Origin of the sequence: Paenibacillus sp. 7523-1, from assembly GCF_002276415.1 — a bacterium.
Lineage (GTDB): Bacteria > Bacillota > Bacilli > Paenibacillales > Paenibacillaceae > Paenibacillus > Paenibacillus illinoisensis_A.
On the sequence record NZ_NPBR01000006.1, the window covers coordinates 109,269 to 125,623 of the forward strand.

11 protein-coding genes are annotated in these 16,355 nt (G+C 48.3%); all 11 read right to left on the bottom strand.

What is annotated here, in order from left to right:
• Positions 1 to 205 precede the first annotated feature (205 nt).
• Entirely contained in the window at positions 206 to 2,062 is a 1,857-nt protein-coding gene (locus CHH60_RS08150) for an adenine deaminase (protein ID WP_095358764.1), read from the bottom strand.
• Positions 2,063 to 2,339: 277 nt separating this feature from the next.
• On the bottom strand, positions 2,340 to 4,715 hold the full coding sequence (gene helD, locus CHH60_RS08155) for an RNA polymerase recycling motor HelD (RefSeq protein WP_095358765.1): 2,376 nt from the start codon (positions 4,713 to 4,715) through the stop codon (positions 2,340 to 2,342).
• Between the two features lie 285 nt (positions 4,716 to 5,000).
• Positions 5,001 to 5,462 carry a hypothetical protein gene (locus CHH60_RS08160; protein ID WP_095358766.1) on the bottom strand — a complete coding sequence of 154 codons (462 nt, stop codon included), beginning with the start codon at positions 5,460 to 5,462 and terminating at the stop codon, positions 5,001 to 5,003.
• 132 nt (positions 5,463 to 5,594) lie between these two features.
• On the bottom strand, positions 5,595 to 6,659 hold the full coding sequence (locus CHH60_RS08165) for an FUSC family protein (RefSeq protein WP_095358767.1): 1,065 nt from the start codon (positions 6,657 to 6,659) through the stop codon (positions 5,595 to 5,597).
• A gap of 362 nt (positions 6,660 to 7,021) precedes the next feature.
• Positions 7,022 to 7,735 (bottom strand): HD domain-containing protein, encoded by a 714-nt coding sequence (locus CHH60_RS08170; RefSeq protein ID WP_255247866.1) that lies wholly within the window; start codon positions 7,733 to 7,735, stop codon positions 7,022 to 7,024.
• A 2-nt stretch (positions 7,736 to 7,737) separates the two neighbouring features.
• Entirely contained in the window at positions 7,738 to 9,177 is a 1,440-nt protein-coding gene (locus CHH60_RS08175) for an NAD-dependent malic enzyme (RefSeq protein ID WP_095358768.1), read from the bottom strand.
• Between the two features lie 175 nt (positions 9,178 to 9,352).
• Complete coding sequence (locus tag CHH60_RS08180) at positions 9,353 to 11,425, bottom strand: beta-galactosidase (RefSeq protein WP_095358769.1); 2,073 nt, start codon at positions 11,423 to 11,425, stop codon at positions 9,353 to 9,355.
• Between the two features lie 34 nt (positions 11,426 to 11,459).
• Positions 11,460 to 12,572 (bottom strand): glycoside hydrolase family 53 protein, encoded by a 1,113-nt coding sequence (locus tag CHH60_RS08185; RefSeq protein ID WP_255247867.1) that lies wholly within the window; start codon positions 12,570 to 12,572, stop codon positions 11,460 to 11,462.
• Positions 12,573 to 12,610: 38 nt separating this feature from the next.
• The gene (locus tag CHH60_RS08190; RefSeq protein WP_095287918.1) at positions 12,611 to 13,489 is read right to left on the bottom strand and encodes a carbohydrate ABC transporter permease; all 879 of its coding nucleotides are present in this window, start codon (positions 13,487 to 13,489) and stop codon (positions 12,611 to 12,613) included.
• A gap of 30 nt (positions 13,490 to 13,519) precedes the next feature.
• On the bottom strand, positions 13,520 to 14,410 hold the full coding sequence (locus CHH60_RS08195; RefSeq protein WP_095358771.1) for an ABC transporter permease: 891 nt from the start codon (positions 14,408 to 14,410) through the stop codon (positions 13,520 to 13,522).
• Positions 14,411 to 14,655: 245 nt separating this feature from the next.
• Positions 14,656 to 16,338, bottom strand: coding sequence for an extracellular solute-binding protein (locus tag CHH60_RS08200; RefSeq protein ID WP_095358772.1), 1,683 nt, complete (start codon positions 16,336 to 16,338; stop codon positions 14,656 to 14,658).
• Between the last annotated feature and the right edge of the window lie 17 nt (positions 16,339 to 16,355).

The window sequence follows — 16,355 nt, forward strand, 5'->3', positions numbered from 1 at the left end:
CAGAAAATTTCTACAACTTCTGTCGTTATTGCCATATATGAATGACCAACAGAAGACCTAGGAAGCGTTTTCTATAAAAGAAACAAAAAAAGCCGCCATAAAGGCGACTTCCGTCTTACACAGAAATATTCATCCATCTATATGTGGTCATTTCTGATCATCACGTTCTTACAAACCAGCTAGCATGAGAAAACACGCTCTCATGTTATGTTCCAGCAGGGGGAATCGGACTGCTTTCCGTTGTCTCGTCGAATAGCGACACCAGCTCAATTCCCTCTGCCGAGATCCGTACTAACCCCTTATCGGACAAACGCAGCTCGGGAATAACGACCAGAGCAAGCAGGGAAAGTGTCATAAAGGCATTATTCAGAGTACAGCCTGCCGATTGCAGTGCTTCACTGATTACAGCAGATTGTGCAGCAACTTCTTCAAAGGGCTCGGTGGACATTAATCCTGCGATCCGAAGCGGAAACTCGGTTACACCTTCATCCGTAATCACGGCAACCCCACCTTGCATGCGGATTACCCGATTACCTGCCTCCGCCATCAAGGTATCATCGTTACCGATAATGAGAAGATTGTGACTGTCATGAGCTACGGTCATGGCAATGGCTGCAGGGCGTGTGAATCCAATGCCGCCGACAAGTGCAACTGCCTTGTTTCCGGTTTGCTTATGCCGTTCCAGCACCGCAATTTTGCAGATATCCCCCGTCGTGGACACAGCTACCTTACCGTTTTGCACAGTTACAGGAACATGCTTCTCTTTGGTATCCACATGGTTTTCGGTCACATGAATGATTTTGGCCCCAATGGCTCCCTCGGCAATCGGTGCTGGCAGTTCCATATCTTTTGGCTGAATATTGGCTTCCAGCTTCACCGTATTCAACGCTTCTTCCGGATAAGTGAAGCTATCCCAGACAGCCGTCATTTTCCCCTTCTCTGCGACAACATGCCCGGCAGCAATCGTCATGCCAACACGCACATCTGCCAGTCGGCCATCCAGTAAGATAATATCAGCTATATTACCAGGGATAACAGCCCCAATATCACGTGCCACACCGAAACGTTCAGCTGTGTTTATCGTTGCCATTTGGAAGGCAGTTACGGGTTTGACCCCCTGCGAGATGGCCAGTCGGACGACGAAGTCCATGTGTCCTTCTTTGAGCAGCGATTCGGAACTTCGGTCATCGGTCACCAGCATCATTCGGCGGGTATCCAGCCCGAGTTCGGTACAGGCTTTGATGGTTTCGGCCACGTCATGCCAGGCTGATCCCTGACGCATTTTGGCATACATGCCAAGTCTCAGACGCTCCACGACATCTTCCTTCGTCACACATTCATGATCTCCAGTCACACCGCTTGCCGCATAAACAGGTAAACGCCAGTCATCCGCTTCCCAGGTAAAGTGACCGTCCGCCACCTTGCCGGCCCGCAGCGTAGCCTGGATTTCTCCAATCATCGTTTCATCCCCGTATACGACACCCGGGAAGTTCATGACCTCACCAAGCCCAATCATGTCAGGGCCCCAGGAGAGAGCCTCAGCCACTTCCTCAGGTCCGATGTAAGCTCCTGTCGTCTCCAAACCAGGATGTGTTGAAGGCACACAGGAAGCCACCTGCATATAGGCTGCGAGCGGCGTGGTTCTCGCTTCATCCAGCATAAGCCGCAGACCCTTGAGACCAAGTACGTTGGAAATCTCATGCGGGTCAAAAAAACCACCGGTTGTACCGGAAGGCAGTACCGCTCTCGCAAACTCCGTCACCTTCATCTGCGTGCTCTCAATGTGGCAATGTCCGTCCAGTAATCCTGGAGCAATGTATTTCCCTTCTGCTTCAATAATGCGTGTATGTTCTCCGATGGTATGACTCACATCTTTGCCAACATAGGCAATCCGAGCTCCCTGCACCGCAACGGACATATCCGGCAAAATTTCACCCGAGATGACATTTACCAGCGTCCCTCCCCGAATGACTAATGTTGCCTTCATATCTCCTCGCGCGGTTGCTACCAGATCAGGTACACAATCTGCCATTAATGGCCGTTCAAAAGATGATTTGTTCATGCCACTGCCTCCTTCATTCATTAACGATCCAAAAAATATATTGTTACGATTATATGAGTCCGCACGGCATGTGTAAAGAAAATTCCCACCAATTGTGCATGAGTACAAATTCAAGCTCGATAATTATCCACCGAACTAAACCCATTCATTCTTATGTCAGGAATAGTTATCCAGCCCAGCTCTTCCATTCCGTTTATTATAGTCGAAACCTTACACTACATAGAAAGACTCCCGTTCGAGGGAACGGAAGTCTTCTCATATAAGAGGATCACCTTGTTTAATCTGTTTGAGCCGCAGATACATGGTCAATAGCATATAATTGCTGCGGCTGCGAGGTTATGAACGGACTTGGTTTACCAAGGCTGTACACATGAAGCAGGTGCATCGCTCGGGTACACGCCGTATAGAACAGTTTGCGTTCGTGCTCCTGCACATATTGTTCTGCTGAACCGTCATAGATGAGCACCGCATCAAACTCCACCCCTTTTGCAAGGTATGCCGGTATGACATGCACACCCCGTTCGAAGGCAAGTGTCGTCTTCTTAATCAATTTCGGTGCAGCAGGCAGTACGCGGCTTAACGCCTCATGCACTTCCTTGCTCTCTTCCGCCGTCTTACAGATTACCGCAACCGATTCATACTCTTCCTGAATGAGATGGCTAAGATCCGCTGCAATCTTCTTCATATGCTCCTCCGTATTGGATGACACAATGACTGCCGGCTTCTCGCCGCTGCGATTGAACGGAATGATCTCTTCCCCACCGGGAACCATCCCTCTTGTAAACTCCACAATCTCCTGTGTTGAACGGTAGCTCCGCGTGAGTTCGATCACTTCCGTATTCTCTGGTCCATACAGGTTTGTAAGTGGTCCAGTACCACGAAGTACTGAAGAATGGGCATAGATCGCCTGATTAAAATCACCCAAGGCCGTTATTTTCGCTCGTGGAAACAGTCTTTTCATGAAAGCCAGCTGAAACGCAGAATAATCCTGGGCCTCGTCAATAATCACATGTCTTATATTCGAGTTGATATGGAATCCAAGCAGCAGCTCCCGCAAATACAGATAAGGGGTAATATCCTCATACGCCAGTTCCTGTACTTTCATTCGGCGAAGGGTCATGCTGCAGATTTCATCCCAGTGGGCGGGCAGTGCCTCGCCTTCCAGCAGTCGAATCATCTGTGCCTGGTCCTGGAACAGGTGTGCATACAACTGGCGAATATCCACGAATCGCAGCGATTTGATCCACTTTCGCAATGGCTTGAGCCGATCACTAACCACCATGCGGGCCAGGATCTCCCGTTCCTGTGCAAAATCATCGAATGTATCCACTTTCCCCTTTTGTTTGCGCTTCAGCCGTTGATAAGCACGCTGCAGATCTTCCGGTTCCATCAGATCCAGCTGCTGATCAACCCATGGTGCTTCCAATTCACTTTTGCCAAAGGCCGACAACTCCTTCAGCATCCAGTCCCGCAGCATTTCCAGACGATTCACCAGCTTCACGGATGACCCGAAGCTGTAGAATTTCTCAGCCATCGCCTCCGCTGTTACAACCGCCTGTCCCTGGAACCGCACCGGTTTGAATTTCATGCCTTCCGACATCAGGCTGTCCTTGAATCGCGTAATCACTTTCAGGAAGGATTCGGAAGACTTGAAGCGGATGCCTGACATGCGTGCCGTGTATCCTGGATCCTCCATATTGGAGAGGACGTATTCAAGCTGAATGAATGGATCTTCCAGCTGATATTCACGGCCAAGCCTACGTTCCAGGTACTCCTGAAACGTCGTTTGCAGCATGTTTTCTTCCCCAAGCTCAGGCAGTACTGTGGATACGTAACTGTTGAACATCGGGTTCGGCGAAAAAAGTACCATCTGATCGGCCTGCAAATGCTCGCGATACTTGTATAGAAGATAGGCTACACGCTGCAGTGCAGCTGATGTTTTGCCACTGCCGGCTGCTCCCTGTACAATCAGCATGCGTGTACGGTCATTGCGGATAATTCGGTTTTGTTCCTTTTGAATGGTCGCCACAATGCTTTTCATCTGTGCATCCGATGTCCGGCTCAGCACCGCCTGAAGAAGCTCATCACCAATGGTAACCCCGGTATCGAACATAAAACGGATACGCCCATCCCGAATGACAAACTGTCGTTTCATTTCGATATCGCCACTGATTTCCCCGCTTGGTGTATGGTAAGTAATTGGTCCGGGGGCACCATCGTAGTACAGATTGGATATCGGCGCTCGCCAGTCGTAGACCAGGAAGGATTCTTCCTTCTCATCCAGCAGTGAGGCAATACCCAGATAAATCCGCTCTGCATGCGGATAACCGTCTTCCTTAAAATCGATACGTCCAAAATAGGGCGAGTGATGCAGTCGTTTCATTTTGTCCAGCGCTGCTGCCGTATTCAGATGACTGCGCTCCCGATCAGACAGGACCTGCGATTGCTGCCGCATGCTGGTGGATGTTTCCCCAACATCATCCGCCTCACTGAAGTTCATGGTGACTTCATCCCAGAAGTCCTTTCTCATCTCCACAACTTCATCCCGGAAGGAACCTACCTCCTTTTCAAGGTCGGTTATTTTCCGCTCGATCTGATCGGTTACGATGTCTACTCGCCGCTGCTCCTCGCTCCATTGCTGGTCAGTACTCATATGTTAATACGCCCCTCTTTCCCCGGATTGTGTCCTCAAAAGTCCATTTGACAAGCCCGAAAAGGCTATGGTATAATTAATTAGAAAGTAAACATTTTAATTTTATGTTAATTAGTTCTAATTTTCTGAAAACCATTTTTTATTGTACCAGTGACAGCGTCCCGATGCAAGCGGAGGCGTTTTTTGTTGTTTCTACCCTTAAATACTAACCTTTATAACAAGGACATCGTTCCAATAGTCCTCTTTATTATTACCCTCGAAATGGATGAATATATGGTTTGTCTTCTATTGACGCAATTCTGCAATCGTCTCTTTCCATCTTGATATGGATGCTGCTTTGTCTTTTAGTTGAAACGTGATTCCTGTCGTGATTTCGGCATATGGAGCATGATCTACGCGTACGTCCGCTACTTGAGCCTCATACCGGTCTCTTGGATGAATGGCTTCCTTTAACGGAGGAAGTGCTCTGATCTCCAAGCGCACATACAGCAATTTATGCTCATGTACGGCAATCAAGGTAGCCTTGCCTGTTCTGTTCATATTCATACTTGTTTGTGTCCCTGGCCATAATGCGAGTCTAAGTGTTTCCGGATCCATAGCAATAATCTCACCCACACTAATCATGGCCTGATGAGGCCACCCATCCTCTGCTACGGTTAGCAGCTGCATGGCCTCATGCTGTTTCTCCTCCAATTGATCACCACTCAGCCATTCAACAAATTCTGGATTAAGATGTTTATCGTTCATATTATTCTCCCTCGGTTCACTAAGATGATCTTTATCCATCAGTTATGTATACAAAACAACCCGGACACAGTTGTCCGGGCTGCACGTTGTATTTCTATTGTATCTGATTGGGAAGCCTGTGTGCAATTGCTGTTAAGGCCACTTAAGCCAGTTCAGGATCTTATCCTGTGACTCGTTGTCTTCCGTGGAGCTATGCACATGTTCGGCGAGCCTGTTGAGCCGTTCCAGCTGATATCCGTAATCATATATGGCTGCAGCAACGATAGATAGTCTAAGCATGCCTTCCTGATCGATATCAAACTGGGAAATGGCTTGTTCCATGAACCGATCATTATCCAATATAAACTGTGCTGCCTCTTCTCCGTTTGGCTTCAACTTATCTTCAAATTTGAGCAGGGCGTGCTCGTGGAATTTAATGACCAATTCGAGATGTGTATCAAAAAACTGATCCATCTCCGGCGTACGCTGTGCCTGAAAATAATGCCGCTCCACGGAATCCAGCACGTCATACCCTTTTTGCAGGCTCAGCAGCATTTGTTTATATACAACCATCTGCCTGGTCTCGCTGAATTTGGAACGCTTCATTTTCTTCTGTTCTTCCTCAAACAAATTGTACTTATCCGAGAGCGATTTGATGGAACCACCCAGACTGCCCTTCTCATCTCTGAAAACGACTTCCTTGATCTCATCCGAGATGGACGTGCGTAACAGCAGGGACATGCTGTTGAACACATTCTGGATCTGCTTCACAAACTGCACCTTGGGCTTAGGCGGGAATACCGTGATATTAATGAGAAACGCGGATACAATACCAACAAGTGTCAGCAGGAACCGGTTCAATGCAAAGTGCCAGTCACCTGAAGCTTCCATAATGGAAACGACGGTAACCAGAGTCAGCCCTACGGTCTCACCCATATTCAGTTTAAGACAGATCATAATAACAAGCACAATGATCAATCCCACTGCGATTGGCTCATTGGACAATACCATACCGCCCAAGAGGGCAACAATGGCTCCAAGCGTAGTTGTCTGCAATTGATCCAGGAAATACTTCCAGGAACGATAGATTGATGGCTGCATCGCGAAGATGGCAGCTATGGCAGCCGGTACCGGTGACTGCGGATTCAAGAACATGCTCAGGTACAGAGCAAGCGTTACCGCAATTCCTGTCTTAAGCACGCGTGCTCCAAACGACACGGTAACCCCTCCTTACCTGTACTCTCATTTTGAACGAAACCATTAATAATCATTATTACCCCGTATTTCTTTTTTTGTTGAATTATTTTGATCCAATACTTCACTTTTTCATCCATTAACGATAACAGCAGCCCCTTTTAATGTTCCATAGCCATGTAACTTCAACATTAATTTTATCAGAACGACTTATTTTACCACGGACGCTCTGTGGTTACCATGTGATTCCTCATAATGTTTATTTCACAAGATTAGATAACCTGTTTTCTTGCAAATAAAAAGCAAACTTTTGAAATGTGGTATTACCACCATCAAAAGTTTGCTAGTATGTTGCTTTGGTTATCGCTCACCATGTACAAGGTTGCTTAACGATCTGTCCCTTCCCACTCCCGCTTGAACTGCTCCACAAACTCTGCCATAAACGCATGGCGCTGCTCGGCCAGTTCCTTGCCATAGGATGTATTCATGAGATCCTTCAGTTTAAACAGCTTCTCGTAAAAGTGATTAATTGTCGTGCTCCGTCCATTCCGATATTCCTCCCGGGTCATCTGTTCCCGCGGCGGAAGGGATGGATCATACATTTCACGGCCTCGCGCACCTGCAAAAGCAAACGTGCGTGCGATACCTATGGCCCCCATTGCATCCAATCGGTCGGCATCCTGCACAACTTGCGCTTCCAGCGAAGATACAGCAGGGCGCTGTCCTCCCGCATACGAGATTGTACTGATGATGTTAACCACAGCTTCCCGGGTGCCTGGCTCAAGCTGCTGCTGATCCAGCCATTCGTTCAGCTTTTTCATCCCTGCTTCCAGGCTTTCGTTCAGCTTCTCATCCGGCACATCGTGCAGCAGTGCAGCCAGCTCACAGACAAAAGGGTCTGCTCCCATTCGATGGGCTAGCTCAACAGCAAGCGCAGTAACTCGTTCAATATGCGGCCAATCATGACCGTCCGTATGCTTCCCGGCATCCCCCTGGACAAAGGCTCGGGCGGCGCCAAGGATGGCCTCTCGGGCAGATGTACCATCTACATGCTCAGGATGTCCGGATATATTCATTGTCAGACTGGAATTGTCGTCCACGATTACTCTTCCCCGCTTTCTCGGGCCTGTTCACGCGGCACACGCCGCGCAACACCAGTTCTCACTGCTGCTTCAACTACACGCTTACGGATGGACTTGACCACCTTCTCGTTGAATACACTTGGAATAATATAATAACGTGTACGTTCCTCATCCGAGATGGCAGAAGCAATAGCCTTCGCGGCTGCGAGTTTCATTTCTTCATTAATCTCTGTCGCACGGCAGTCCAGAACTGCTCTGAACATCCCCGGGAAACAAAGCACGTTATTAATCTGATTCGGATAATCCGAACGGCCTGTAGCCATGACGGCCACGATATCCTCCACTACAGCCGGCATAATCTCCGGTACCGGGTTTGCCATCGCAAATACGATAGGGTCCTCCGCCATGGATTGTACATCTTCACGAGTTAACAGATTGCCACGGGATAATCCGATAAACACGTCTGCTCCGCGAATGACATCCCGCAAAGAACCCGACTCCAGCTCCGGATTGGTTCGTGAAGCATAATCACTCCATACCTCATTTTCATAGGTTTGTGTCCGTACAATAGCTCCCTCGCGGTCAACACCGATTAACCGGCTTGCTCCAGCGGACAGGAGAATATTGCTGCAGGCCACCCCTGCGGCGCCAATACCACAGACGACGATCTTCACATCGTTAATGGATTTGCCGACAAGTTTGAGCGCATTAATCAGACCTGCATATAACACTACAGCCGTACCATGCTGGTCATCATGAAACACGGGGATGTCCAGTTCCTCATTCAGCCTTCGTTCGATTTCAAAGCACCGCGGAGATGAGATATCCTCCAGATTAATACCGCCAAAAGCGGGTGAAATCGCTTTCACCGTACGAATGATCTCCTCGGTATCCTGTGTATCCAGGCAGATCGGGAATGCATCCACACCTGCAAACTGCTTAAACAGCATAGCCTTTCCTTCCATGACCGGCATCGCTGCGCGAGGCCCAATGTTCCCCAGTCCGAGCACGGCACTGCCATCAGATACAACGGCAACCGTGTTCCGCTTGATGGTGAGCGAAAATGCCTTGCCCGGTTCATCGGCAATCGCCGAACATACACGAGCAACATCGGGTGTATAAACACGTGACAAGTCTTCCCGGTTATGAATCGGCGTTTTGGGAGTGACTTCGATTTTGCCGCCAAGGTGCAGGAGAAACGTGCGGTCAGACACGTTAATAATGGACACACCTTTGAGCTGGCGTACCGCTTCTATAATTTTGCTGTTATCCTGCGCATCCGTTACCGCAACTGTCAAGTCACGCACACTCACATCCTGATTGGTCGAAATCACGTCGATGGCAATGATGTCTCCCCCAGCTTCCGAGATGGCCGAGGCCACTTCGCCAAACTTGATATCTTTCGTTGTCATTTCCAGCCGAATAATAATGCTGTTGCCGTCCAGATTTCTCTGATTCATTCCAATTCCTCCCAGACTGAAAGTCTTGAGTTGCACGTTACCTGTTTCTCTTCGCTGTACATGCACTCTTTTCCTTTATCTTGTCCAGAAAAAGTGACAACTGCTACATGACTTTATACAAAAAAAGACCGCCCTTACGTCTATCTGACGTATAGGACAGCCTTTCTCATTGATGCTATTTTCGTGCAGCTGGTCTTCTCAAGACACGAATGTCATACGGCTGCAGATCCAAATGGGCATGAACTTCATCGCCACAAAGCAGATCCGTATAAGTTTGCTTGTCCAGTTCAAGCTGCTTGGTTTCCGGCGTATAGTTCTGCACAAATACATAATCGGATGTACCATCAGTCCGCAGATGCGCAGTGACTCCTGCCGGAAGTTTGGTATCGAGTGCACGTTCAATTCCCAGATCGGCAATGAGCTTGCCATAGAAATCATCATAGAACGGTGCAGTGAAACGCGTTGCGATATAATACGCTTTACCGGACCCCAATCGGTTAACAGTCAATGCAGGTCGGCCGGCATAAAAGTCTGAACGATAGGTTGCCAGCGTCTCCGCCCCTTCCAGATGGATGAGATCACATAATTCGATGGCATCGTATTCAGCTTGCAGACCGAGCTCGTTTCCACTCACAGGAATCGCCCCATTCTGATCCCGGTCATGCAACCCATCGATCTCTTCGGACCAGATTCCAAGCGTTTTGCGAAGCGGGCCGGGGAAACCTCCCAGGAAGCATAGGTCATTCTCATTGACGATTCCTGACCAATAGGTTCCAACGAATGTACCGCCATTTTCGACAAATCGCTCAATCCGTTCGCCTACACCTTCCCGCACAAGGTAGAGCATCGGGGCGATCAGCAATTTGTACTTGGAGAGATCCGCTTCCATATCGATCACGTCCACAGGTACTCCTTTTTTCCAAAATGCATCATAATGCCACTCTACCGTCTGCTCATACTTCACGCCAATATTACGTGGTCCTTGGGAATCCTTCACTGCCCAGCGGTTCTCCCAATCGAAAATGATGGCCACTTCTGCCGGTACAGACGTGCCTACAACCGCTTCCATTCCTTCAAGAGCCGTGCCTACGTCCGTCACATCCTTGAACACACGTGTGTTTTCATGTCCAACATGATCCACGACAGCGCCATGCAGTTTCTCGCTGGAGCCTCTGCTCTTTCTCCATTGGAAATACTGCACACTATCCGAACCATGCGCTACCGCTTGAAGAGAAGACAGTAGATGCATGCCTGGACGTTTCAGCTTGCTGGTCTCCTGCCAGTTCGTAGAACTTGGCGTACTCTCCATCAGCAGGAACGGCTGCCCGCCTTTGATCGAACGAACGATGTCATGCATCATTGCTATTCTGGAGGCCTGTTTATCTTCCTCATCCGCATCATGCCATGTCGGGTAGCTGTCCCAGGACAGGAAGTCCAGAATATCGGCAAACTTCCAGTAGTTCAACCCTTCATAGAATTCCATCAAATTTGTGGTGACGGGCAGATCTGGATTACTTGCTTTGAGCGGCTTGGTTTCATGCACGATGAAGTCTGCTGTCTGATCCGTAACGAACCGGCGCCAGTCCAGATTCATGGCATGCACCTGTGTCTCACCATGCGGCGAAGGGGATTCCACCTGACTCCAGTCTGTAACCGTATGGCTCCAGAACGTAGTCCACCAGGAATGATTCAATTCATCCAGCGTGCCGTATTTATTTTTCACCCAGCCGCGAAAAGCCTCCTGACAATAGTCACAATGGCAGTCGCCGCCAAATTCATTGGAAATATGCCAGCCGATAATCGCAGGATGTTGCGAATAACGTTCGGCGAGTTTGGTATTGATAGCTGTTACCTTTTCCCGGTACACAGGAGATGTATAACAGTGATTATGACGGAAACCGTGCAGATTGCGAACCCGATTGGCTCCTACACGCAATACTTCTGGGTACTTGGCGGACATCCAGGCAGGTCTTGCACCGCTCGGCGTCGCGAGAAAAGCGTAAATTCCATTCGCTGCAAACGTATCCAAAACACGATCCAGCCATTCAAAGGTGTATACACCTTCCTCCGGTTCAAGGGATACCCACGAGAAGATGCCAATGGACATCACGTTGCACTTGGCAAGCTTCATCAGACGGATATCTTCTTCCAGCACCTCAGGATATTTGAGCCATTGCTCCGGGTTATAATCTGCACCATGCAGCATGTGCGGCACCTTCGTACTTACAGGTGGATATTTAAATGTCATATTTCGAGTCTCCTTATCCTTATATTGAATAGCTCTATCTGATCAATGCCGAGCCCTTCGGCGTATCCGTTTTGGATTCTTCCGAAATTGCATCAGCCTTCAAAGCTGTAAACGATTCCAATTTGCGGCCTTTAAAATCAAACATCGTCAAATTTCCCCAGTTGTTCGGATGTCCAACAGACCATTCCGGCTTACTCGGGATCCATGCAGGCTCCCAGTAGTAAAAACCTTGACCCAATCCTCCCGGTACCTCACGAATAATCTGGAGTAAGTCCTGCAGGTAGCGCGCTTGGCCTTCCACACTTGCCGGATAACCTGGCAGCAGCAGATCTTCCTGATTCAGAATCCACTCGTGATCTTCAGGCTGTTCCAGTGTCCAGGGATAAGCGGTTTCAACCACGTTAATGGGCTTGCCGTATCTGGCGGCCAGGTCATGCAAATTGTCACGCAGCGCGTCCAACGTCCCATGCCACCACGGATAATACGAGAGTCCAATCGTATCGAACTCCACGCCAAGTGCTTCAAAACGATCGTAAAACTTTCGGCTTTCCACGTTATCCCCGCCACGATCGATATGGATCATGATGTTGATATTGGAATCAACGGATTTAACAGCAGCAATACCGTACTTCACCAGGCCTGCAAAACGTTCCCACTGTTCGTCGGTGTCGTGCTCTTCACCGCTCACTCTTCCTTCGTCCCACAGCATGCCAGGGGTAATTTCATTCCCGACCTGTACCATGTCAGGCAGCGCGTCATGTTCTTTTAACGTGTGAAGCACATCTGCTGTGTACGTGCACACCGCCCGCTGAAGCTCCTCATAAGACAGATTCTCCCACGCTTTGGGCTTCCACTGGTTGGCGGGATCAGCCCAGCGATCCGAGTAATGGAAGTCGAGCAGAAATTGCAGCCCTTGTTCTTTGATCCGCTTGGCAATCGTAACGGTTCGCTCCAGATTGCAGAATCCTCCGACAGGATCGTTCCAGATCCGCAGCCGAATCGCATTGGCACCGTTCAGCTTCAGGATGGACAGCAGGTCCTGTTCCTTGCCGTCCGTGTCGCTGTAGCTCCCTCCATGCTGTTCAATTTCATCCATAAAAGACACATCCATCCCAAGAATGAATGGCTTATTCTCCAAGTTGCTCACTTGTTCAACCTCCATTGGATTAAATTTAGCAACCAGGCTCAGCCTTTAACTGAACCCAGTGTCATGCCTTTAACAAAGAAACGCTGCAGGAACGGATACACAATCAAAATTGGGGCGCTTCCGATAAAGATCTGTGCAGCTCTTACCGTGGTTTGCGAGAGAGCCTCCATTTCTTTGGGATTCATGCTCATACTGCTCATATCCCGTCCGATAATGACCGTTTGCATAAAAGTAGCCAGTGGATAATCCTTGGCGTTATTCATGTATAACAGACCGTCAAACCAGGAATTCCAGTGAAACACCATGCTAAACAAGGCAATGGTAGCAATGGACGGCATTGAAATGGGCAGGAAGATCGTGAACAGAGTTCTGAAATGGTTGGCTCCATCCATCAGTGCTGCTTCTTCCAGCTCTTTTGGAATACCGCGGAAGAAGTTCAACATGAGAATGACCAGGAAGGTGTTTACTGCTCCCGGGAGTACCAGTACCCAGAAGGAATCCATCAAGCCGATCTTCTGGATAACCATATAGAACGGCACCAGTCCCCCATTAAAGATCATACTAAAAACGAAAATCCATGAATATATCGTTCTTCCTTTAAATTCACTATTTTCTTTGGATAACGGATATGCTGCCAAAAAGGTAATCAGCAGGGTAATCGCTGTACCAATGACGGTACGAAGCAGGGAGATCCAAAGTGAGTTTAGGAAGATGGGGTTATTCATCGTTTTTTTGTAGGCCTCAAGCGAGAAGCCGACTGGCCAGAGATTGACCAGATTGGCATCGGCGGCTGCCTTCGAGCTGAAGGACACCGCCAGAACATGAATCATCGGTACAATACACATGATGGCAACCAGAATCAGAAAGCAGGTATTGATTATATTGAACACGCGATAAGGCATTGATTTGTGATACATCGTGGTCCCTTCTTTCTTTTGTTCATTCGATTAGAATATGCGATATCCGGCGTATTTTTTGGCTAAGCTGTAGGATACAAGGATTAGTATCATGCTGATTACCGACTTGAACAATCCGATTGCCGTAGCGAAGCCCATCTCGCCATTTTGCATGGCTGAACGATATACGAATGTATCAATGATGTCACCTGTTTGATAGACGAGCGGATTATACAGGTTGAAAATTTGGTCAAATCCGGCATTAAGTACATTTCCGAGTGCCAGTGTTCCAACGACCATCAGCATCGGCACGAGTGAAGGCACCGTGATATGCAGCGTTTGTTTCCATCTTCCAGCTCCATCAATTTCTGCTGCTTCGTAGAGCGCGGGATTAATCCCGGCAAGAGCAGCCAGAAACACGATCATGTTATAGCCAAATTCCTTCCACACATCCGTCAGAATGACCGTCGTACGGAACCAGCTGTTATCACCAAGGAAAAAGTATGGACCGAGTCCGAAGCTTCCCAAAACCCGGTTTACCAAGCCTCCTGTTGACAGCAGATCGATCAAAATCCCACCCAGGATAACCCAGGACAAAAAGTGAGGCAGATACACCAGTGTCTGTATGGTTCGTTGTATAGCCATCTTACGAATCTCATTCAGCAAAATGGCAAAAACAAAGGGTACAAATAAATTAAATATCAGTTTAAGTACAGCAATGATCAATGTATTCCATATCACCTGCAGGCTGTCTTGACGTTCAAACAAGAATCGAAAGTTATCCAGCCCGACCCATTCCGAGCCGCTTATGCCAAGCCAAGGCTTATAGTTCTGAAATGCCATGACAATGCCGCCCATAGGAATATAACTGAATATGATCAGAAAGATGATGGCTGGCAGCAGCATTACGTGAAATGGCCAAGTTCGTTTCAAAGTTCTCATGATTGCTCCCCCTGTAATTCTTCCTACTCAAGGCTTCCTGAGTGGCTTATACTGCGATTATATCAACCGTTTGCATAGGTCAAACAGCACATAAAAGCAATATAAATGGCACAAAAGCAACCACTTTGGACCAGCTGCATTTACAGCCATTCCTCCCTCTTGGACCAGCACCCCTATCAAGCAAAATGGATAGTCACAACGACAAAAAAGCGCACAGACTTATACTGTCTGTGCGCCAAAAATCATTATTTTTTCACACTGTCATACCATTCATTGACCTCTTGTGTGATCTGATCGCCACCGCCTGATTTCCACGTTTGAACGAAGGTATCAAACGCATCTACAGGATTTTTGCCATAAATGATTTCATTAAATGCCTGATTCTCGATTTTGTTCAGATAGTCGAGCTTGGACTTCATCGTTGTCGTCGTCGGACCTGTGAACATGTTCTTGAACGAGATCTCTTCCTGACCAAGCAGTACTTTCGCTGCAGCTGGCGTTTCCTTACCGTAGTTGACGGCAACATCCTTCTCCAGCTTCGTTTCAGGCTCTTTGCCGTCTGCCAGGTTCAAGAGTGCTTTCATCTGTGCATCTGGAATACGGGCACCATCACGCACAAGCAGGTAACGGACAACGTTGACATAACCGCCCTCGATATCATCTATCGGCATTTGTTTGCCATTGGCATCCAATTGATAGTCATACTTTTCAAACAGACCATTATCATACGGGCTTCCTGGTGCAGGATCTGCATAGTTGTCGAACAGGTAGTTTTCATAAGTAAAGAAGGCTTCAGGATGCTCCATGTCTTTCTTAATCAGGATGACACCATTTACAAATTGTGTACCATGACGCATGGCTTTACCTTCAGGTCCTACTGGGATTTCGATTGGCTTCCAAACGGCACTTGGCACATTTTTCACTGTATCCAGCAGCGGCCATCCGCTCATCCAGTAAGGGCCTGGAATAATACCGGCCGTTCCTGCCACAGCAGGCTCTGCCGTTTTGTTCTCATCCCACAAAGCTGCTTCCTGTGGAATATATCCCTTTTTGAGCCACTCACTCAATTTGGCCAAACCTTGTTTCATGCCAGGGTTGATGGAGCCATACTCCAGCTTGCCATCTGCACCCAGATTCCATTGGAACGGCAATGTACCGTATGCACCGAAGATCCAGGAGGGATCACCCATCCAAGTGTTCATGGATGTTTTGAAACCGATGCTCAGTGGAGTGACCTTGTCGGGGGCCAAACCATCCGGGTTTTTGTTTTTGAACGCCTCCATTACGGTTTCCAGTTCGTCAATCGTTTTTGGCGCTTTCATGTTCAGCTTGTCCAGCCAGTCCTGACGAATCCAGAGCAGGTAGTCATTGTTGTAGGCATAGTCGAGCACCGGTATACCCATTCTTTTGCCATCACGGCTGTACTGGTTCCATACGTTCGGGTCCTGCTCCATTGCTTTCTTCCAAGTATCGGATGCGTATTTATCGAAAAGTGGACCGACTTCCTGATACATGCCGGAATCAATCAAATCCTGAGCCAGCAGGTTATCCCCTACCGTTACCACGTCAGGCATCTCTTGACCGGAAGACATCGCCAGACGAAGCTTCGTTGCAAACGCACCATTTGTGTCCGTAACGGACCACAGGGATTTGATATTAATACCAAACTTCTCTTTGGCCCACTTGGTTGCCACGTTGTTTTCCATCGATTCTCCATTTTTGAACTTCAGTTCCGGGTCAATCCCCCATGCTGTCGTAATGGTCACTTCCGGATCATATTTTTCTTTGTATTCGTTTTCAATGGCAGACGAGCTGGAGCTCGCACTCTCACCGCCACTGCCTCCACCGCATGCAGCAAGAATGACAGCCAAACACGTTGTCGTAGCCAGGAGCGGCAGCCATCTCTTTTTTGTAGATTTCGCTCTCATTGTTGTTCCCCCTCAAT

Excerpts from the sequence above, each read along its gene's own strand:
- CHH60_RS08180 (WP_095358769.1), bottom strand. The coding sequence starts at position 11,425 with ATGACATTTAAATATCCACCTGTAAGTACGAAGGTGCCGCACATGCTG.
- CHH60_RS08200 (WP_095358772.1), bottom strand. The coding sequence starts at position 16,338 with ATGAGAGCGAAATCTACAAAAAAGAGATGGCTGCCGCTCCTGGCTACG.
- helD (WP_095358765.1), bottom strand. The coding sequence starts at position 4,715 with ATGAGTACTGACCAGCAATGGAGCGAGGAGCAGCGGCGAGTAGACATC.
- CHH60_RS08190 (WP_095287918.1), bottom strand. The coding sequence starts at position 13,489 with ATGTATCACAAATCAATGCCTTATCGCGTGTTCAATATAATCAATACC.
- CHH60_RS08175 (WP_095358768.1), bottom strand. The coding sequence starts at position 9,177 with ATGAATCAGAGAAATCTGGACGGCAACAGCATTATTATTCGGCTGGAA.
- CHH60_RS08160 (WP_095358766.1), bottom strand. The coding sequence starts at position 5,462 with ATGAACGATAAACATCTTAATCCAGAATTTGTTGAATGGCTGAGTGGT.
- CHH60_RS08195 (WP_095358771.1), bottom strand. The coding sequence starts at position 14,410 with ATGAGAACTTTGAAACGAACTTGGCCATTTCACGTAATGCTGCTGCCA.
- CHH60_RS08150 (WP_095358764.1), bottom strand. The coding sequence starts at position 2,062 with ATGAACAAATCATCTTTTGAACGGCCATTAATGGCAGATTGTGTACCT.